This is a genomic window from Pseudomonas sp. CCOS 191 (assembly GCF_001007005.1).
Classification (GTDB): Bacteria; Pseudomonadota; Gammaproteobacteria; order Pseudomonadales; family Pseudomonadaceae; genus Aquipseudomonas; species Aquipseudomonas soli.
Window position 1 is genome coordinate 1,596,845 of record NZ_LN847264.1, and the last position, 19,521, is coordinate 1,616,365.

The 19,521-nt window shown below is 63.8% G+C and carries 16 protein-coding genes; all 16 read left to right on the forward strand.

Features of this window, described 5'->3' with window-relative positions; translation table 11 throughout:
• Window positions 1–182: 182 nt before the first annotated feature.
• The 16 genes from acs (at window position 183) to csrA (ending at window position 19,456) form a co-directional block, all read left to right on the forward strand.
• Window positions 183–2,144: an acetate--CoA ligase gene (gene acs, locus CCOS191_RS07220; protein WP_038706576.1), complete on the forward strand. Its 1,962-nt coding sequence runs from the start codon at window positions 183–185 to the stop codon at window positions 2,142–2,144.
• Between the two features lie 521 nt (window positions 2,145–2,665).
• The gene (locus CCOS191_RS07225) at window positions 2,666–3,451 is read left to right on the forward strand and encodes an ABC transporter substrate-binding protein (protein ID WP_023630943.1); all 786 of its coding nucleotides are present in this window, start codon (window positions 2,666–2,668) and stop codon (window positions 3,449–3,451) included.
• A 90-nt stretch (window positions 3,452–3,541) separates the two neighbouring features.
• Window positions 3,542–4,231, forward strand: coding sequence for an ABC transporter permease (locus tag CCOS191_RS07230; protein ID WP_023630944.1), 690 nt, complete (start codon window positions 3,542–3,544; stop codon window positions 4,229–4,231).
• Window positions 4,228–4,926: an ABC transporter permease gene (locus tag CCOS191_RS07235; protein ID WP_046854620.1), complete on the forward strand. Its 699-nt coding sequence runs from the start codon at window positions 4,228–4,230 to the stop codon at window positions 4,924–4,926. Before CCOS191_RS07230 ends, CCOS191_RS07235 begins: the two co-directional genes overlap by 4 nt.
• Window positions 4,927–4,948: 22 nt before the next feature.
• Window positions 4,949–5,713 carry an ABC transporter ATP-binding protein gene (locus CCOS191_RS07240; protein ID WP_023630946.1) on the forward strand — a complete coding sequence of 255 codons (765 nt, stop codon included), beginning with the start codon at window positions 4,949–4,951 and terminating at the stop codon, window positions 5,711–5,713.
• Between the two features lie 102 nt (window positions 5,714–5,815).
• The gene (gene argR / locus CCOS191_RS07245; RefSeq protein WP_038706575.1) at window positions 5,816–6,796 is read left to right on the forward strand and encodes a transcriptional regulator ArgR; all 981 of its coding nucleotides are present in this window, start codon (window positions 5,816–5,818) and stop codon (window positions 6,794–6,796) included.
• 431 nt (window positions 6,797–7,227) lie between these two features.
• Entirely contained in the window at window positions 7,228–8,448 is a 1,221-nt protein-coding gene (locus CCOS191_RS07250; RefSeq protein WP_046854621.1) for an aspartate aminotransferase family protein, read from the forward strand.
• A gap of 140 nt (window positions 8,449–8,588) precedes the next feature.
• A complete protein-coding gene (gene aruF / locus CCOS191_RS07255; protein ID WP_046854622.1) occupies window positions 8,589–9,608 on the forward strand; it encodes an arginine/ornithine succinyltransferase subunit alpha in 1,020 nt (339 codons plus the stop codon).
• A 55-nt stretch (window positions 9,609–9,663) separates the two neighbouring features.
• The gene (gene astA, locus CCOS191_RS07260; protein ID WP_046854623.1) at window positions 9,664–10,692 is read left to right on the forward strand and encodes an arginine N-succinyltransferase; all 1,029 of its coding nucleotides are present in this window, start codon (window positions 9,664–9,666) and stop codon (window positions 10,690–10,692) included.
• Window positions 10,693–12,156 (forward strand): succinylglutamate-semialdehyde dehydrogenase, encoded by a 1,464-nt coding sequence (astD, locus tag CCOS191_RS07265; RefSeq protein WP_046854624.1) that lies wholly within the window; start codon window positions 10,693–10,695, stop codon window positions 12,154–12,156.
• Window positions 12,157–12,179: 23 nt separating this feature from the next.
• Entirely contained in the window at window positions 12,180–13,529 is a 1,350-nt protein-coding gene (gene astB, locus CCOS191_RS07270) for an N-succinylarginine dihydrolase (RefSeq protein ID WP_046854625.1), read from the forward strand.
• Window positions 13,530–13,543: 14 nt separating this feature from the next.
• A complete protein-coding gene (locus CCOS191_RS07275; protein ID WP_011534960.1) occupies window positions 13,544–13,834 on the forward strand; it encodes a hypothetical protein in 291 nt (96 codons plus the stop codon).
• Window positions 13,835–13,844: 10 nt separating this feature from the next.
• Window positions 13,845–14,852: a succinylglutamate desuccinylase gene (gene astE, locus CCOS191_RS07280; RefSeq protein WP_046854626.1), complete on the forward strand. Its 1,008-nt coding sequence runs from the start codon at window positions 13,845–13,847 to the stop codon at window positions 14,850–14,852.
• 303 nt (window positions 14,853–15,155) lie between these two features.
• A complete protein-coding gene (gene alaS / locus CCOS191_RS07285) occupies window positions 15,156–17,780 on the forward strand; it encodes an alanine--tRNA ligase (RefSeq protein WP_046854627.1) in 2,625 nt (874 codons plus the stop codon).
• Between the two features lie 83 nt (window positions 17,781–17,863).
• Window positions 17,864–19,099: an aspartate kinase gene (locus CCOS191_RS07290; protein WP_028691060.1), complete on the forward strand. Its 1,236-nt coding sequence runs from the start codon at window positions 17,864–17,866 to the stop codon at window positions 19,097–19,099.
• 168 nt (window positions 19,100–19,267) lie between these two features.
• On the forward strand, window positions 19,268–19,456 hold the full coding sequence (csrA, locus tag CCOS191_RS07295; RefSeq protein ID WP_003254503.1) for a carbon storage regulator CsrA: 189 nt from the start codon (window positions 19,268–19,270) through the stop codon (window positions 19,454–19,456).
• Window positions 19,457–19,521 lie beyond the last annotated feature (65 nt).

Consider the following 19,521-nt stretch of genomic DNA (forward strand, 5'->3'; position numbering starts at 1 on the left):
TCCCTGGCAAAGCGCTGCCTTTTCCCGCCTGCGATGGCTGGATGCCATGCACTAGAGCGGTTGCTGCACATTCATGGACTGACGGTTCGTCGCGTTACTACCAACGTCGAATGGTCTTTGTCGCTCTGGTACAGTTACAAACGCTTCCATACAAAAACAACTATTACACCGAGGTAACACAGATGAGTGCGGCTCCACTGTATCCCGTTCGTCCCGAGGTTGCGGCCAGTACCCTGACCGACGAGGCCACCTACAAGGCCATGTACCAGCAATCGGTGATCAACCCGGACGGCTTCTGGCGCGAGCAGGCCCAGCGTCTGGACTGGATCAAGCCCTTCACCAAGGTCAAGCAGACCTCGTTCGACGATCACCATGTCGATATCAAATGGTTTGCCGACGGCACTCTGAATGTCTCCTACAACTGCCTGGACCGCCACCTCGAAGAGCGCGGCGACCAGCTGGCGATCATCTGGGAAGGCGACGACCCTTCCGAGCATCGCAACATCACCTACCGTGAGCTCCACGAGCAGGTCTGCAAGTTCGCCAACGCCCTGCGTGGCCAGGACGTGCACCGGGGCGACGTGGTCACCATCTATATGCCGATGATCCCCGAGGCCGTGGTCGCCATGCTGGCCTGCGCGCGCATCGGTGCGATCCATTCGGTGGTGTTCGGCGGCTTCTCGCCCGAGGCACTGGCCGGCCGCATCATCGACTGCAAGTCCAAGGTGGTGATCACCGCCGACGAAGGCCTGCGTGGTGGCCGTCGTACCCCGCTCAAGGCCAACGTCGACCTGGCCTTGACCAACCCTGAAACCAGCAGCGTGCAAAAGATCATCGTGTGCAAGCGCACCGGTGGCGACATCGCCTGGCACCAGCACCGCGATATCTGGTACGAAGACCTGATGAAGGTCGCCTCCAGCCACTGTGCGCCGAAAGAAATGGGTGCCGAGGAGGCGTTGTTCATCCTCTATACCTCCGGCTCCACCGGCAAGCCCAAGGGTGTGCTGCACACCACCGGTGGCTACCTGGTGTATGCCGCACTGACCCACGAGCGCGTGTTCGACTACCGTCCGGGCGAAGTGTACTGGTGCACCGCCGACGTGGGTTGGGTCACCGGCCACAGCTACATCGTCTATGGGCCGCTGGCCAATGGCGCGACCACGCTGCTGTTCGAAGGCGTGCCGAACTACCCGGACATCACCCGCGTGTCGAAGATCGTCGACAAGCACAAGGTCAACATCCTCTACACCGCGCCGACCGCCATCCGCGCCATGATGGCCGAGGGCGAGGCGGCGGTCGCCGGCGCCGATGGCTCCAGCCTGCGCCTGCTGGGTTCGGTGGGCGAGCCGATCAACCCTGAAGCTTGGAACTGGTACTACAAGACAGTCGGCAAGGAACGTTGCCCGATCGTCGATACCTGGTGGCAGACCGAGACCGGCGGCATCCTCATCAGCCCCTTGCCGGGCGCCACGGGGCTCAAGCCGGGTTCGGCGACCCGTCCGTTCTTCGGCGTGGTGCCGGCGCTGGTAGACAACCTGGGCAACCTGATCGACGGCGCCGCCGAGGGCAACCTGGTGATCCTCGATTCCTGGCCGGGCCAGTCGCGTTCGCTGTACGGCGACCACGACCGCTTCGTCGACACCTATTTCAAGACCTTCCGTGGCATGTACTTCACCGGTGACGGCGCCCGTCGCGACGAAGATGGCTACTACTGGATCACCGGCCGCGTGGATGACGTGCTCAACGTTTCCGGGCACCGCATGGGCACCGCCGAGATCGAGAGCGCGATGGTGGCGCATCCGAAGGTCGCCGAGGCGGCGGTGGTGGGCGTGCCGCACGACATCAAGGGGCAGGGCATCTATGTCTACGTCACCCTGAACGCCGGCGAGGAGTCGAACGAGCAGTTGCGCCTCGAGCTGAAGAACTGGGTGCGCAAGGAGATCGGCCCGATCGCTTCGCCGGACGTGATCCAGTGGGCGCCGGGGCTGCCCAAGACCCGCTCGGGCAAGATCATGCGCCGCATCCTGCGCAAGATCGCCACTGGTGAGTACGACGCGCTGGGCGATATCTCCACACTGGCCGATCCAGGGGTGGTGCAGCACCTGATCGACACCCACAAGGCGATGAGCCTGGCTTCGGCCTGAGCGTCGCGGGGCTGTCTTGCGGCCCCGGTGATCCTGAAACCATGACAAAGCCCCGCCGCACCCGGCGGGGTTTTTGCTTTACTGATACAAACTGTTACTCCGACATTCATCGGTAACCGTTGCTGTCACCGATTTCGCCCAAATGCGGGGCTTGCGGAAACATCTGCGTGCCAAATGAGTGCATTCTGCGGGCATTTCGTGCAGGGTCGCACGCTGCGCTTGCCGGAATACAAGGCTTTGCCAATAATGGGCCCGCTTATTGCTTTGGGTATAGGTTATTTCTCTTTTGCTCTTGCATATCTCGCAGGAGCTGTCAATATCGCCCGCCGCGGTTCCTGGCGCTTCTGTAATTAGTTGTCGCTTTGAAGAAATATCGACCACCGGGCTGTCGCTAGAATGCCACTCACTCGCTCGTGGTCTGCGACCTTGGTCGAAACCTGCGCGGCTCGCGCTGTACCCATTCGCATATCGGGCAGCCGTTACAACTGCCTTGTATTGCCCCGTACCGATGGAGTTACCTGATGAAGAAGCTCGCACTGCTTGGCGCCCTGGCGCTTTCCGTGTTTTCCCTGGTATCGCAGGCCGATGAGAAGCCGTTGAAGATCGGTATCGAGGCCGCCTACCCACCCTTCGCCTTCAAGCAGCCCGATGGCAGCCTCGCAGGCTTCGACTACGACATCGGCAACGCCCTGTGCGAACAGATGAAAGCCAAGTGCACCTGGGTCGAGCAGGAGTTCGACGGCCTGATCCCGGCACTGAAAGTGCGCAAGATCGACGCCATCCTGTCGTCCATGTCGATCACCGACGACCGCAAGAAGTCGGTCGACTTCACCAAGCGCTACTACCTGACCCCGGCGCGCCTGGTGATGAAGGAAGGCACCACCGTCAGCGACAGCCTGGCTGAGCTCAAGGGCAAGAAGATCGGCGTGCAGCGCGGTTCGATCCACGACCGTTTCGCCAAGGAAGTCCTCGCCCCGCAAGGCGCCACCGTGGTGCCCTACGGTACCCAGAACGAAATCTACCTGGACGTCGCCGCCGGCCGCCTGGACGGCACCGTGGCCGATGCCACCCTGCTCGAGGACGGCTTCCTGAAGACCGATGCCGGCAAGGGCTTCGCCTTCGTCGGCCCGGCCTTCACCGACACCAAGTACTTCGGTGACGGCGTCGGTATCGCCGTGCGCAAGGGCGACACCGCCAACGCCGAGCGCATCAACGCCGCCATCGACGCGATCCGCGCCAACGGCAAATACAAAGAGATCGAGAAGAAGTACTTCAACTTCGACATCTACGGTCCAGACTCGAAGTAACCATCGAGTTTCACCTGTGCAATGGTGCAAACAGCAGAATCTCTGAGGTTTGCACCATTTTTCATTCCCAAGCCCTGAGGAATCCGAATCATGTTGAAAGGCTATGGGGCAGTCATCCTCGACGGGGCGTGGCTGACGCTGCAGCTCGCCTTGTCGTCGATGGCCCTGGCCATCGTCCTCGGCCTGATCGGCGTGGCGCTGCGTTTGTCGCCGGTGCGCTGGTTGGCCTGGCTGGGGGACCTGTACTCCACGGTGATCCGTGGCATCCCTGACCTGGTCCTGATCCTGCTGATCTTCTATGGCGGCCAGGACATCCTCAACCGGGTGGCGCCGCTGCTCGGCTATGACGACTATATTGACCTCAATCCCCTGGTCGCCGGCATCGGCACGCTGGGCTTCATCTTTGGCGCGTACCTGTCGGAAACCTTCCGCGGTGCCTTCCTCGGCATCCCCAAGGGCCAGGCAGAGGCGGGCGCGGCCTACGGCATGAGCGGTGTCCAGGTGTTCTTCCGCATCATGGTGCCGCAGATGATCCGCCTGGCGATCCCGGGCTTCACCAACAACTGGCTGGTGCTGACCAAGGCGACCGCGCTGATTTCGGTGGTCGGCCTGCAGGACATGATGTTCAAGGCCAAGCAGGCGGCGGACGCCACCCGCGAACCCTTCACCTTCTTCCTCGCGGTGGCGGCGTTGTACCTGGTGCTGACCAGTGTCTCGCTGCTGGCGCTGAAGTATCTCGAGAAGCGCTACTCGGTGGGCGTCAAGGCGGCTGAACTATGATCTTCGACTACAACGTCATCTGGGAAGCCATGCCGCTGTACCTGGGCGGTCTGCTGACCACCCTCAAGCTGCTGGCGCTGTCGCTGCTGTTCGGCTTGCTGGCGGCCATCCCGCTGGGCCTGATGCGCGTCTCGAAACAGCCGCTGGTGAACATGAGTGCCTGGCTGTACACCTACGTGATCCGCGGCACGCCGATGCTGGTGCAGCTGTTCCTGATCTACTACGGCCTGGCCCAGTTCGAGGCGGTGCGCGAGAGCATCTTCTGGCCGTGGCTGTCCAGCGCGACCTTCTGCGCCTGCCTGGCCTTCGCCGTCAACACCAGCGCCTACACCGCCGAGATCATCGCCGGCAGCCTCAAGGCCACGCCCCATGGCGAGATCGAGGCGGCCAAGGCCATCGGCATGTCGCGCATGAAGATGTACCGCCGCATCCTGCTGCCTTCGGCGCTGCGCCGGGCGCTGCCGCAGTACAGCAACGAAGTGATCATGATGCTGCAGACCACCAGCCTGGCGTCGATCGTCACCCTGATCGACATCACCGGTGCAGCGCGCACGGTCAACGCCCAGTACTACCTGCCTTTCGAGGCCTACATCACGGCGGGCGTGTTCTACCTGTGCCTGACCTTCATCCTCGTGCGCCTGTTCAAGATGGCCGAACGCCGCTGGCTCGGTTACCTGGCGCCGCGCAAGCACTGACCGCTCTGTGAGATCCGACAGTATGTACAAACTCCAAATCCAAGACCTGCACAAGCGCTACGGCAGCCATGAGGTGCTCAAGGGCGTCTCCCTCGAAGCCAAGGCAGGCGACGTGATCAGCATCATCGGCTCCAGCGGTTCGGGCAAATCGACCTTCCTGCGTTGCATCAACCTGCTCGAGCAGCCGCACGCGGGCAAGATCCTGCTCAACAACGAAGAGCTCAAGCTGGTCGCCGGCAAGGACGGCGCGCTCAAGGCCGCCGACCCGAAACAGCTGCAGCGCATGCGTTCGCGCTTGTCGATGGTGTTCCAGCACTTCAACCTGTGGTCGCACATGACCGCGCTGGAAAACGTCATCGAGGCGCCGGTGCACGTGCTGGGCGTGAACAAGAAGGAAGCGCTGGAGAAGGCCGAGCACTACCTGGCCAAGGTCGGCGTATCCCACCGCAAGGACGCGTTCCCCGGGCATATGTCCGGTGGCGAGCAGCAGCGTGTGGCCATTGCCCGCGCCCTGGCCATGGAGCCGGAGGTGATGCTGTTCGACGAACCGACTTCGGCGCTGGATCCGGAACTGGTGGGCGATGTGCTCAAGGTCATGCAATCGCTGGCCCAGGAAGGCCGCACCATGGTGGTGGTCACCCACGAGATGGGCTTTGCCCGCGAGGTTTCCAATCAGCTGGTGTTCCTGCACAAGGGCCTGGTGGAAGAGCGGGGCTGCCCGCGTGAAGTGCTGGTCAACCCACAGTCGGAGCGCCTCAAGCAGTTCCTTTCCGGCAGCCTGAAGTAAAGGCTGCACTTTTGCACCATGATGGGGCATGCTGCGCAACGCACGCAGCATGCCCCGGCGCCACAAGCGCGACCCTCCTTTTCAGGTTTCGGACCACGCCCTATGACCACCCAGCGAATCGGATTTCTCATCTGGCCTAGCACCAAGCCGCTGACCCTGGCGTTGGCCGAAGAGGTGTTGCAGGTGGCCCAGCGGGTGCATCCGGATGTGGTCTACACAATGTCCTTCCTGCAAGCCGAGGCCGGGCAGGAGGGCGCCTGGCGCCTGCCGGGCGAAGCGTGGGCTGGCCGCCTGGAGGGCTATCACAAACTGTTCCTGCTGGCTGATGAGCCGCCGGCGGCGATCGGTTCGGCATTGTCCGCCGCGCTCAAGCAGTTGGCGCGCAGCGGTTGCATGATTGGCGGCTTGTCGGCCGGGGTTTATCCGCTGGCGGCGCTGGGCCTGCTCGACGGCTATCGCGCCGCGGTGCATTGGCGCTGGCAGGATGATTTTGCCGAGCGCTTCCCCAAGGTGATCGCCACCAGCCATCTGTTCGACTGGGATCGTGATCGCCTGACTGCCTGCGGCGGCATGGCGGTGACCGACCTGCTGCTGGCCGTGCTGGCCCGGGACCATGGGGCAGAACTGGCCGGCGCGGTGTCGGAAGAGCTGGTGGTCGAGCGCATTCGCGAAGGTGGCGAGCGCCAGCGCATCCCGCTGCAGAACCGCCTGGGCTCCAGTCACCCCAAGCTCACCCAGGCGGTGCTGCTGATGGAGGCCAACATCGAAGAGCCGCTGACCACCGACGAGATCGCCCAGCATGTGTGCGTGTCCCGCCGCCAGCTGGAGCGGATCTTCAAGCAGTATCTCAATCGCGTGCCCAGCCAGTACTACCTGGAGTTGCGCCTGAACAAGGCGCGGCAGATGCTGATGCAGACCAGCAAGTCGATCATCCAGATCGGCCTGTCCTGCGGGTTCTCCTCCGGGCCGCATTTCTCCAGCGCGTACCGCAATTTCTTCGGCGCCACACCGCGCGAAGACCGTAACCAGCGACGTAACAGCAGCCCGTTCGAGCTGAGTTCGGCGCCGGCCGAGCGCGGCTGAGATTTCATTGGGGCTGCTCCGCAGCCCATCGCCGGCAAGCCGGCTCCCACCGGTGCGTGTAGGCCTTGGGGGTGATATGTTCGGGTGTGGCCTTATCGCTGGTCACCCAGCACTCATACGGATGGCACCTGGCTTAAAGGTGGCGCGGTCGGGGTGGGAGCCGGCTTGCCGGCGATGGGGCGCGCAGCGGCCCTTTCTTCTGAAGTGAACAACCGTTCTCCCAATTTGCGCTGCCATCTCCCCGCTACCTTGTCCTGCCGTTACACTGCGCGATTGCGACACTGTTTGTCGCATTGCCGAAAACCGCGTGAAAACTCGGTTTGGCGCTGTAACAAGTTGTCGCCTGGCAGCAAGGACAGGCGCCGATCAGTCCTTACAATCCCTTCATCGCTCGCCACTTCCAGGCCAGCGTTCCTCTTCAGGAGACTCAGATGTCCGTTGAGCAAGCCCCGGTGCAACGTGCCGATTTCGACCAGGTCATGGTTCCCAACTACTCCCCGGCGGCCTTCATTCCTGTGCGAGGCGAGGGCTCCCGAGTATGGGACCAGTCCGGGCGCGAGCTGATCGACTTCGCCGGCGGCATCGCGGTCAACGCACTCGGCCACTGCCATCCGGCGCTGGTCAAGGCGCTGACCGAGCAAGCCAATACCCTCTGGCATGTCTCCAACGTGTTCACCAACGAGCCGGCCCTGCGCCTGGCGCACAAGCTGGTGGACGCGACCTTTGCCGAGCGCGCCTTCTTCTGCAACTCCGGCGCCGAGGCCAACGAGGCCGCCTTCAAGCTGGCCCGTCGTGTCGCCCATGACCGTTTCGGCCCCGAGAAGCATGAGATCATCGCCACCGTGAACAGCTTCCACGGTCGCACCCTGTTCACCGTCAGCGTTGGTGGCCAGCCCAAGTACTCCGATGGCTTCGGGCCGAAGATCACCGGCATCAGCCACGTGCCGTACAACGACCTGGAAGCGTTGAAGGCGCAGATCTCCGACAAGACCTGCGCCGTGGTCATCGAGCCGATCCAGGGCGAGAGCGGCGTGGTGCCGGCCGACAAGGCCTACCTGGAAGGCGCGCGCAAGCTGTGCGACGAGCACAACGCGCTGCTGATCTTCGATGAAGTGCAGACCGGCGTCGGCCGTACCGGCTCGCTGTATGCCTACCAGCATTACGGCGTCACCCCGGACATCCTGACCAGCGCCAAGAGCCTGGGCGGCGGCTTCCCGATTGGCGCGATGCTGACCACCAGCGACCTGGCCAAGCACCTGGCCGTCGGCACCCACGGCACCACCTACGGCGGCAACCCGCTGGCCTGTGCCGTCGCCTGCGCCGTGCTCGATGTGGTCAACACCCCGGAAACCCTGGCGGGCATCAAGGCCAAACATGAGCGCTTCAAGACCCGCCTGGAGAAGATCGGCCAGGAAACCGGCCTGTTCACCCTGGTGCGCGGTGTCGGCCTGCTGATCGGCTGCGTGCTCAGTGACGCCTGGAAGGGCAAGGCCAAGGACATCCTCAACGCCGCCGAGAAGGAAGGCGTGATGGTCCTGCAGGCAGGTCCCGATGTCGTGCGCTTCGCCCCGAGCCTGGTGGTCGAGGACAGCGATATCGATGAAGGCCTGGAACGCTTCGAGCGTGCTGTGCGCAAACTGACCCAGGGCTGATCCTGCGGTTCTGTCGCCGGCCTCGAGCGAAGCCGGCGATACCTGATTCCAGTGCGGGCACCTGCTTGCAGGTAGTGGCGCGTGCCCGCCGTTTTTTCGTGCCGAGGTGATCGGTGCGCTTTCCCGAAAGGAGTGACACCATGCTGGTGATGCGCCCCGCGCAAATGGCTGATCTGAACGAAGTGCAGCGCATGGCTGCCGACAGCCCCATTGGTGTCACCTCGCTGCCGGACGACGCTGGCCGCCTGGGCGACAAGATCGCCGCGTCGGAAACCTCTTTCGCCGCCGAGGTCAGCTTCAACGGCGAGGAAAGCTACTTCTTCGTGCTCGAGGACAGCGCCACCGGCAAGCTGGTCGGTTGCTCGGCCATCGTCGCCTCGGCCGGCTACTCCGAGCCGTTCTACAGCTTCCGCAACGAGACCTTCGTGCACGCCTCCCGCGAGCTGAAGATCCACAACAAGATCCACGTCCTGTCGCTGTGCCACGACCTTACCGGCAATAGCCTGCTGACCAGCTTCTACGTGGTGCCGGAGCTGGTGACCAGCGCCTTTGCCGAACTCAACTCGCGTGGCCGCCTGCTGTTCATGGCCTCGCACCCGGAGCGCTTCGCCGAGTCGGTGGTCACCGAGATCGTCGGCTACAGCGACGAGCAGGGCGAGTCACCGTTCTGGGACGCCATCGGCCGCAACTTCTTCGACCTCAACTATGCCGATGCCGAGCGCCTGTGTGGCCTGAAGAGCCGCACCTTCCTTGCCGAGCTGATGCCGCACTACCCGATCTATGTGCCGCTGCTACCGGACGCCGCGCAGGAAGCCATGGGCCAGGTGCATCCGCGGGCGCAGATCACCTTCGACATCCTCATGCGTGAGGGCTTCGAGACTGAGCACTACATCGACATCTTCGACGGTGGCCCGACCCTGCATGCCCGCGCTTCAGGCATCCGCTCCATTGCCCAGAGCCGGGTGGTGCCGGTCAAACTCGACGACGCAGTGATCAAGGGCGGCCGTCCGTATCTGGTGTGCAATGGCCAGTTGCAGGACTACCGCGCCGTGCTGCTGGAACTGGACTGGGTGCCGGGCAAGCCGGTCAGCCTCAGCGGCGAAGCTGCCGAGGCCCTGGGTGTCGGCGAGGGCGCCAGCGTGCGCCTGGTCGCGGTCTGAACCGCCGCAACAGAGAGTTTCGCGGCAGGCACAGACCGCCGCACAAGGAGATAGCATGATCGTTCGTCCTGTACGCAGCAGCGATTTACCCGCGCTGATCGAGTTGGCCCGCAGCACCGGCACCACCGGGCTGACCACCCTGCCTGCCAACGAGGAACGCCTCGGCCAGCGGGTCGGCTGGGCGGAAAAGAGCTTCCGTGGCGAAGCCGAGCGCGGCGACACCGACTACTTGTTCGTGCTGGAGAACGACGAGGGCCTGGTGGTCGGCATCAGCGCCATCGCCGGCGCTGTCGGCCTGCGCGAGCCCTGGTACAACTATCGGGTCGGCCTGACCGTCAGCGCTTCCCAGGAGCTGAACATCTACCGCGAGATTCCCACGCTGTTCCTGGCCAACGACCTGACCGGCAACTCCGAGCTGTGTTCGCTGTTCCTGCGCAGCGATTACCGCAGCGGGCTCAACGGGCGTCTGCTGTCCAAGGCGCGCATGCTGTTCATCGCCGAGTTCCCGCAACTGTTCGGCAACAAGATCATCGCCGAGATGCGCGGCATGTCCGACGAGGCAGGTCGTTCGCCATTCTGGGAAAGCCTGGGCCGGCACTTCTTCAAGATGGAGTTCAGCCAGGCCGACTACCTCACCGGCGTGGGCAACAAGTCGTTCATCGCCGAGCTGATGCCCAAGTTCCCGCTGTACACCTGCTTCCTCTCGGAAGCGGCGCGCAACGTCATCGGCCGCGTGCACGCCGATACCGAGCCGGCGCTGGCCATGCTCAAGCGCGAAGGTTTCAACTACCAGGGCTACGTCGACATCTTCGACGCAGGCCCCGCCATCGAGTGCGAGACCTCGAAGATCCGCGCCGTGCGTGACAGCGAGACCCTGGTGCTGGCCGTTGGTACACCAGGCGACGACGCCACCCCTTTCATCATCCACAACCGCAAGCGCGAAGACTGCCGCATCACGGCCGCGCCGGCGCGCCTGGCCGCGGGCACCCTGGTGGTCGATCCGCAGACCGCCAAGCGCCTGCGCCTGGGCGCCGGCGACAACGTGCGCGCCGTGCCACTGTCCGCCGGTCGGGAGGCCCAGTAAATGAATACGCATTACATTGCCGGCCAATGGCTGGCTGGCCAGGGCGAAGCCCTGCAGTCGCTCAACCCCGTCACCCAGGCGGTGATTTGGCAAGGGCAGGGCGCCGATGCCGCGCAGGTAGAGAATGCCGTGCAGGCTGCCCGCCAGGCGTTCCCCGGCTGGGCATCGCTGAGCCTGGAGGCGCGCATCAGCGTGCTGGAGGCCTTCGCCGAGAAGCTCAAGGCCAATGCCGAGGCGCTGTCGCGCTGCATTGGCGAGGAAACCGGCAAGCCGCTGTGGGAATCGGCCACCGAAGTGACCAGCATGGTCAACAAGGTCGCCATCTCGGTGCAGAGCTACCGCGAGCGTACCGGCGAGAAGAGCGGTCCGCTGGCCGACGCCACTGCCGTGCTGCGCCACAAGCCCCATGGCGTGGTGGCGGTGTTCGGCCCATACAACTTCCCGGGTCACCTGCCCAACGGCCATATCGTTCCGGCGCTGCTGGCTGGCAACTGCGTGGTGTTCAAACCCAGCGAGCTGACCCCCAAGGTTGCCGAGCTGACGGTCCAGTGCTGGATCGAGGCCGGGTTGCCGGCTGGTGTGCTCAACCTGGTCCAGGGTGCCCGTGAGACCGGCGTGGCGCTGGCCGCCAACCCGGGTATCGACGGCTTGTTCTTCACCGGTTCCAGCCGTACCGGCAACCTGCTGCACCAGCAGTTCGCCGGCCGCCCGGACAAGATCCTGGCCCTGGAGATGGGCGGCAACAACCCGCTGGTGGTTGACGAGGTCAAGGATCTGGATGCCGCGGTGTACACCATCATCCAATCGGCCTTCATCTCCGCCGGCCAGCGTTGCACCTGTGCCCGCCGCCTGTTGGTGCCGCAGGGCGCCTGGGGTGACGCGCTGATTCAGCGCCTGGTCGAGGTGAGCCGCAGCATCAGTGTCGGCGCATTTGATCAGCAGCCCGCGCCGTTCATGGGTTCGGTGATTTCGCTGCAGGCGGCCCGCGCATTGCTGGCGGCCCAGGCCGAACTGCTCGGCAAGGGCGCCGTGGCGCTGCTGGAGATGACCCAACCGCAGGCTGACGCCGCCTTGCTTACCCCCGGCATCATCGACGTCACTGCGGTAACCGGGCGCCCGGACGAGGAATTCTTCGGCCCATTGCTGCAGGTGATCCGCTACATCGATTTCGATGCGGCAATCGAGGAAGCCAACAACACCCAGTACGGCCTGGCCGCCGGCCTGCTGTCGGACTCCAATGCCCGTTACCAGCACTTCTGGCTGCGCAGCCGCGCCGGCATCGTCAACTGGAACAAGCAACTGACCGGCGCCGCCAGCAGCGCGCCGTTCGGTGGCGTCGGTGCCAGCGGCAACCACCGCGCCAGCGCCTACTACGCGGCGGACTACTGCGCCTACCCCGTGGCTTCGCTGGAGACCGCGAACCTCGTACTGCCGGCGACCCTGACGCCGGGCGTCACCCTATAACAACAGGTCTCGGAGCCTTGCCGATGAAATCCTTTGAAGTGAATTTTGATGGCCTGGTGGGGCCGACCCACAACTACGGCGGCCTGTCCTACGGCAACGTGGCCTCGCAGAGCAACAGCCAGCAGGGTTCCAACCCGCGCGAGGCGGCGCGCCAGGGCCTGGCGAAGATGAAGGCGCTGATGGAAATGGGCTTCAAGCAGGGCGTGCTGGCCCCGCAGGAGCGCCCGGATGTGGCCGCATTGCGCCGCCTGGGTTTCACCGGCAATGATGCCGAAGTGATCCAGCGTGCCGCCAAGGAAGCCATGCCGCTGCTGGTCGCCAGCTGCTCGGCGTCGAGCATGTGGGTGGCCAACGCCGCCACTGTCAGCCCCAGCGCCGACACCGCCGATGGCCGCGTGCATTTCACCGCGGCCAACCTGAACTGCAAGTACCATCGCAGCATCGAGCACCCGACCACCAGCCGGGTGCTGGGCGCCATGTTCAGCGATGACAAGCACTTCGCTCATCACCAGGCCTTGCCGGCCGTGGCGCAGTTCGGTGACGAAGGCGCGGCCAACCATACGCGGTTCTGCCGTGCCTATGGCGAAGCGGGGGTGGAGTTCTTCGTCTATGGCCGCAGCGCCTTCGACAGCCGCTACCCCGCGCCGCAGAAGTACCCGGCGCGCCAGACTCTGGAGGCTTCCCAGGCCGTCGCTCGCCTGCATGGGCTGAGCGATGATGGCGTGGTCTACGCTCAACAGAATCCGGCAGTGATCGATCAGGGCGTGTTCCACAACGACGTGATCTCGGTAGGCAATGGCGAAGTGCTGTTCTACCACGAGGACGCCTTCCTCGAGACCGATGCGGTGCTTGGCCAACTGCAGGCTAAACTGGCCAGCAAGGGTGGCCGCTTCCAGGGCATCTGCGTGCCGCGTGCGGCGGTGACGGTGGAGGACGCGGTGCGTTCCTACCTGTTCAATAGCCAGTTGCTCAGTCGCGAAGACGGCTCGATGCTGCTGGTGGTGCCGGAAGAGTGCCGCAACAACGAGCGGGTCTGGGCGTACCTGGGGCAACTGACCAGCCAGGGCGGCCCGGTGAAGGAGGTCAAGGTGTTCGACCTCAAGCAGAGCATGCAGAACGGCGGTGGTCCGGCTTGCCTGCGGCTGCGCGTGGCGTTGAAGGAAAACGAACTGGCGGCGGTCAACCAAGGCGTTATCATGACCGCCCCGCTGTACGACACCCTGGTGCAATGGGTCGAAAAGCACTACCGCGATCGCCTCGGCGAGGCGGACCTGGCCGACCCGCAGTTGCTGGTGGAATGCCGCACGGCACTGGATGAACTGACCCAGATCCTCAAGCTGGGTTCGGTCTATCCGTTCCAACGCCAACCTTGAAGAGAGAAATTGCAATGTCCGACGCCCTGCGCCTGATCCTGGAAGATGAAGACGGCACCCAGCTGGAAACCTCGTGCACCCGTTTTGCCGTGGTCTGGCAAGGCAAGGAGGTGTGGATCCAGCAGGACGGTCGCGGCCAGCTGCTGATCGGCGTCGATGTCGAGGAAGACGACACCGAGTACGCCAACCTGCTGCTGCGCCCGATGGCCACCAACCTGGTCAGCCTGCAACTGGAAATGGAACCGGCCGATGTCGCCGGTGACGACGACCACGTCCACGGCCCGGACTGCGGCCACCACCACTAAGGAAGCGCCTATGCTCGCCCTTGGCAAACTGCTTGAGCTGACCCTGACCGATCACGAACCGGCCGAGAAGACCCAAGTGACCACCCGGGGCGTGCGTTTGCGCTGGCTGGGGGAGGGTGCGCTGGAAGTGCGCCCGCCCGAAGGTGAGGATTGCGGGCTCGACCTGCTGCTGTCGGCCGGTATCCATGGCAACGAGACAGCGCCGATCGAGTTGCTCGAAAGGCTGCTGCACGGCGTGGCCAACGGCAAGATCAAGCCTCGTGCGCGGGTGCTGTTCCTGTTCGGCAACCCGGCGGCGATCCGCAAGGGTGAGCGTTTCATCGAGCAGGACATCAACCGTCTGTTCAATGGCCGGCATGAACTCTCCAGTGGCTTCGAGGCGCTGCGCGCCGCCGAACTCGAACAGTTCGCCCGGGTGTTCTTTAGCAAGCCCGAACGCACCCGCCTGCACTACGACCTGCATACCGCCATTCGTGGGTCCAAGATCGAGCAGTTCGCGCTGTACCCCTACAAGGAGGGGCGCCTGCACTCTCGTCGAGAGCTGGCGCGCCTGGCAGCGGCCGGCATGGAGGCGGTGCTGCTGCAGAGCAAGTCGTCGATCACCTTCAGTGCCTTCACCTATGAGCAGCTCGATGCCGAGGCCTTCACCCTGGAGCTCGGCAAGGCCCGTCCGTTCGGGCAGAACGAGGAGGTCAACCTCGACAGGCTCGAAGCGCGTCTGATCCAGCTCATCGAAGATGCCGAGCCGCAGACCGAGCAGTCCCTGGATGGCCTCAAGCTGTTCAGTGTCGCCCGCGAGATCATCAAGCACAGCGACAGCTTCCGCCTGCACCTGCCGGCGGACATCGAGAACTTCTCCGAGCTGAAAAAGGGCGATCTGCTGGCCGAGGATCTGGCCGAGACGCGCTGGGTGGTGGAGGAGGAGGGCGCACGAATCATCTTCCCTAACCCCAAGGTGAAGAACGGGCTGCGCGCCGGCATCCTGATCGTCCCGGATTCGGGGCAACGCCTGGCCTGATACCCGTAGGCGCGGGGCAAGCCCGCGCCTGCGATTTTGGATCCCTTCGGTGATGAAATTCTTTTAATTCACCAACCTGTTAATTTTCCCTGCCCCGGGACCGTAATTGGCTTGCCAGTAGCGAAACGCTGGCGATAGCATCGCGGTCATGCCGTTTTCAATTGCTTTAGCCCTGCAAGCCGTCCAATCGACGGTTTCTATCGCATAAACACACTGCACCGAGACTGCAGGACCGATATAATGCGGCCCTTTGCCGTCGTTTCGTCGATTCGACGTGTGGCCGCCGTTTCCGTGGAAGAACCTATGAAAAGCGCAGAAATCCGTGAAGCCTTCCTCCGCTTCTTCGAAGAGCAGGGACATACTCGCGTTGCCTCCAGCTCCCTGATCCCGGGCAATGACCCGACCCTGCTGTTCACCAACGCCGGCATGAACCAGTTCAAGGACTGCTTCCTCGGCCAGGAAAAGCGCGCCTACACCCGCGCCGTGAGCAGCCAGAAGTGCGTGCGCGCCGGTGGCAAGCACAACGACCTGGAAAACGTCGGCTACACCGCCCGTCACCACACCTTCTTCGAGATGCTGGGCAACTTCAGCTTCGGCGACTATTTCAAGCGCGATGCCATCACCTTCGCCTGGACCTTCCTGACCTCGGACAAGTGGCTGAACCTGCCCAAGGAAAAGCTGTGGGTCACCGTCTACGCCAGCGACGACGAAGCCTACGACATCTGGACCAAGGAAGTCGGCGTTCCGGCCGAGCGCATGGTACGCATCGGCGACAACAAAGGCGCCCCGTACGCCTCCGACAACTTCTGGACCATGGGCGACACCGGCCCGTGCGGCCCGTGCACCGAGATCTTCTATGACCACGGCGCCGACATCTGGGGCGGCCCACCCGGCTCGCCGGAAGAAGACGGCGACCGCTACATCGAGATCTGGAACAACGTCTTCATGCAGTTCAACCGCACCGCCGACGGCGTCCTGCACCCGCTGCCCGCCCCGTCGGTGGACACCGGCATGGGCCTGGAGCGCATCAGTGCGGTGATGCAGCACGTGCACTCGAACTACGAGATCGACCTGTTCCAGAGCCTGCTGGCCGCCGCTGCCGAAGCCATCGGCTGCAGCAACGATGACCAGCCATCGCTGAAAGTGGTCGCCGACCATATCCGTTCCTGCGGCTTCCTGATTGCCGACGGCGTGCTGCCGTCCAACGAAGGCCGCGGGTACGTGCTGCGCCGCATCATTCGCCGCGCCTGCCGCCACGGCAACAAGCTGGGCGCCAAGGGCAGCTTCTTCCACAAGATCGTCGCCGCCCTGGTGGCCGAGATGGGCTCAGCTTTCGCTGAGCTGAAGAGCCAGCAGGCGCACATCGAGCGCGTGCTCAAGACCGAGGAAGAGCAGTTCGCCAAGACCCTCGAGCAGGGCCTGCGTATCCTCGAGCAGGACCTGGCCCAACTGCAGGGCAAGGTCGTCCCGGGCGACGTGGTGTTCAAGCTGTACGACACCTACGGCTTCCCCATGGACCTCACCGCCGACATCGCCCGCGAGCGCGAGTTGACCATCGACGAAGCCGGCTTCGAGCGTGAAATGGAAGCCCAGCGCGAGCGTGCCCGTTCCGCCAGCGCCTTCGGCATGGACTACAACAGCCTGGTCAAGGTCGACACCGCCACCGACTTCCTCGGCTACGACACTACCGAAGGGCAAGGCAAGATCGTCGCCCTGTACAAGGATGGTCAGTCGGTCGACCAGTTGGGCGAAGGCGAGGAGGGCGTGGTCGTGCTCGACCGCACGCCGTTCTACGCCGAGTCCGGCGGCCAGGTCGGCGACAGCGGCTACCTGCAGGCCGGTGCCGCGCGTTTCGACGTGCGCGATACCACCAAGACCGGTGGTGCCTTCCTGCACCACGGCGTGGTCGCCAGCGGTGCGCTGGTCATCGGCTCGCCGGTCGAGGCCAAGGTCGATGCCGAGGTGCAACACGCCACCTCGCTGAACCACTCGGCCACTCACCTGCTGCACGAAGCGTTGCGCCAGGTGCTGGGCGATCACGTGCAGCAGAAGGGCTCGCTGGTCGACAGCCAGCGCCTGCGTTTCGACTTCAGCCACTTCGAGGCGGTCAAGCCAGAGCAGATCAAGGCCCTGGAAGACATCGTCAACCGCGAAGTGCGCAGGAACACCCCGGTCGAGACCGAGCTGACCGATATCGAAACCGCCAAGGCCAAGGGCGCCATGGCGCTGTTCGGTGAAAAATATGGCGACACCGTGCGTGTGCTGAGCATGGGCGGTGATTTCTCCGTCGAGCTGTGTGGCGGCATCCATGCCAAGCGCACCGGCGACATCAGCCTGTTCAAGATCATCAGCGAAGGCGGCGTGGCCTCTGGCGTGCGCCGTATCGAAGCGGTCACCGGCGCCGCCGCGCTGGCCTACCTGAACGCTGCCGAAGAGCAGGTCAAGGAAGCCGCGCAGCTGGTCAAGGGCAACCGCGACAACCTGATCGACAAGCTGTCGGCTGTGCTCGAGCGCAACCGCCAGCTGGAAAAGCAGCTCGAACAGCTGCAGGCCAAGGCCGCCAGCGCCGCCGGGGACGATCTCTCCAACGCGGCCGTTGAGGTCAAGGGTGCCAAGGTCCTCGCCGCCCGCCTGGATGGGCAGGATGGCAAGGCCCTGCTGGCGCTCGTCGATCAGCTGAAGAACAAGCTCGGCCATGCAGTGATCCTGCTGGGCAGCGAGCATGAGGGCAAGGTCGTGCTGGTGGCTGGCGTGACCAAGGACCTCTCCAGCCAACTCAAGGCTGGCGATCTGATGAAACAAGCCGCTGCGGCGGTCGGTGGCAAGGGCGGTGGTCGCCCTGACATGGCCCAGGGTGGTGGCGTCGACGTCGCCGCGCTGGACAAGGCCCTGGCCCTGGCAGTGCCGTTCGCCGAGCAGGGACTTTGAGATGAGGCGGCCGGCGGTCTAGTCGCCGGCCGTTTCATGTTGGATTGTTTTTTGGGGCCCTTTAGGGCTGAGGCACCTTTGAAATGGCGTTGATCGTACAGAAATTTGGCGGTACCTCTGTCGGTTCCATCGAGCGGATCGAGCAGGTTGCCGACAAGGTCAAGAAATTCCGCGAGCAAGGCACCGACCTGGTGGTCGTGCTGTCGGCGATGAGCGGGGAAACCAATCGCCTGATCGACCTGGCGAAACAGATCACCGACAAGCCCGAACCCCGCGAGCTGGACGTGATCGTCTCGACCGGCGAGCAGGTCACCATCGCCCTGTTGTCCATGGCCCTGATGAAGCGCGGCGTGCCGGCGGTGTCCTACACCGGCAACCAGGTGCGCATCCTCACCGACAGCGCGCACAACAAGGCGCGCATCCTGCAGATCGACGACCAGAAGATCCGCGCCGACCTCAAGGCTGGCCGTGTCGTGGTGGTTGCCGGTTTCCAGGGTGTCGACGAGCACGGCAACATCACCACCCTCGGTCGTGGCGGCTCCGACACCACCGGCGTGGCCCTGGCCGCGGCCCTGAAAGCCGATGAGTGCCAGATCTACACCGATGTCGATGGCGTCTACACCACCGACCCGCGTGTCGTGCCCCAGGCCCAGCGCCTGGAGAAGATCACCTTCGAGGAAATGCTGGAAATGGCCAGCCTCGGCTCCAAGGTGCTGCAGATCCGCTCGGTGGAGTTCGCCGGCAAGTACAACGTCCCGCTGCGCGTGCTGCACAGCTTCAAGGAGGGTCCGGGTACCCTCATTACCATCGATGAAGAGGAATCCATGGAACAGCCGATCATTTCCGGTATCGCCTTCAACCGTGATGAGGCCAAGCTGACCATTCGTGGCGTCCCGGACACCCCAGGCGTTGCCTTCAAGATCCTCGGCCCGATCAGCGCCGCGAACATCGAAGTCGACATGATCGTGCAGAACGTCTCGCACGATAACACCACCGACTTCACCTTCACCGTGCACCGCAACGAGTACGAGAAGGCGCTGAGCGTGCTGGAGAACACCGCCCGCGAGATCGGCGCGCGTGAAGTGATCGGCGACACCAAGATTGCCAAGGTATCGATCGTCGGCGTCGGCATGCGTTCCCACGCGGGCGTTGCCAGCCGCATGTTCGAGGCCCTGGCCAAGGAGAGCATCAACATCCAGATGATCTCCACCTCCGAGATCAAGGTCTCGGTGGTGATCGAAGAGAAGTACCTGGAGCTGGCCGTACGCGCGCTGCACACTGCGTTCGAGCTCGATGCTCCTGCCCGACAGGGTGAGTGACACGCTGCCTGGAGGGGCGCGGCTTGCCGCGCCCTTCGCGTTTCTGGTCGCGGCGGCTGTCCCTGTCCAGGCAGCCGTGGCGGTCGATCCGGGTCAGTGCCGTCGTCCCCGGCCAGGCCCTGCTTTTCAAAGACTGTTGTCCCTGAAGATTCATGTGAGGAGAAAACTATGCTGATTCTGACTCGTCGGTGCGCCGAGAGCCTGATCATTGGTGACGGTGAGATCACCGTGACGGTCCTGGGTGTCAAAGGCAACCAGGTGCGTATCGGCGTGAGCGCGCCGAAAGAAGTGGCCGTTCACCGCGAGGAAATCTACCTGCGGATCAAGAAAGAGAAGGACGAGGAGCCAAGCCTTTAATTCTTTTGAAGTTTTTTTCAAAAAAAGGGTTGCAAACGAGGAAGGGTGTGTTTAATATTCGCCTC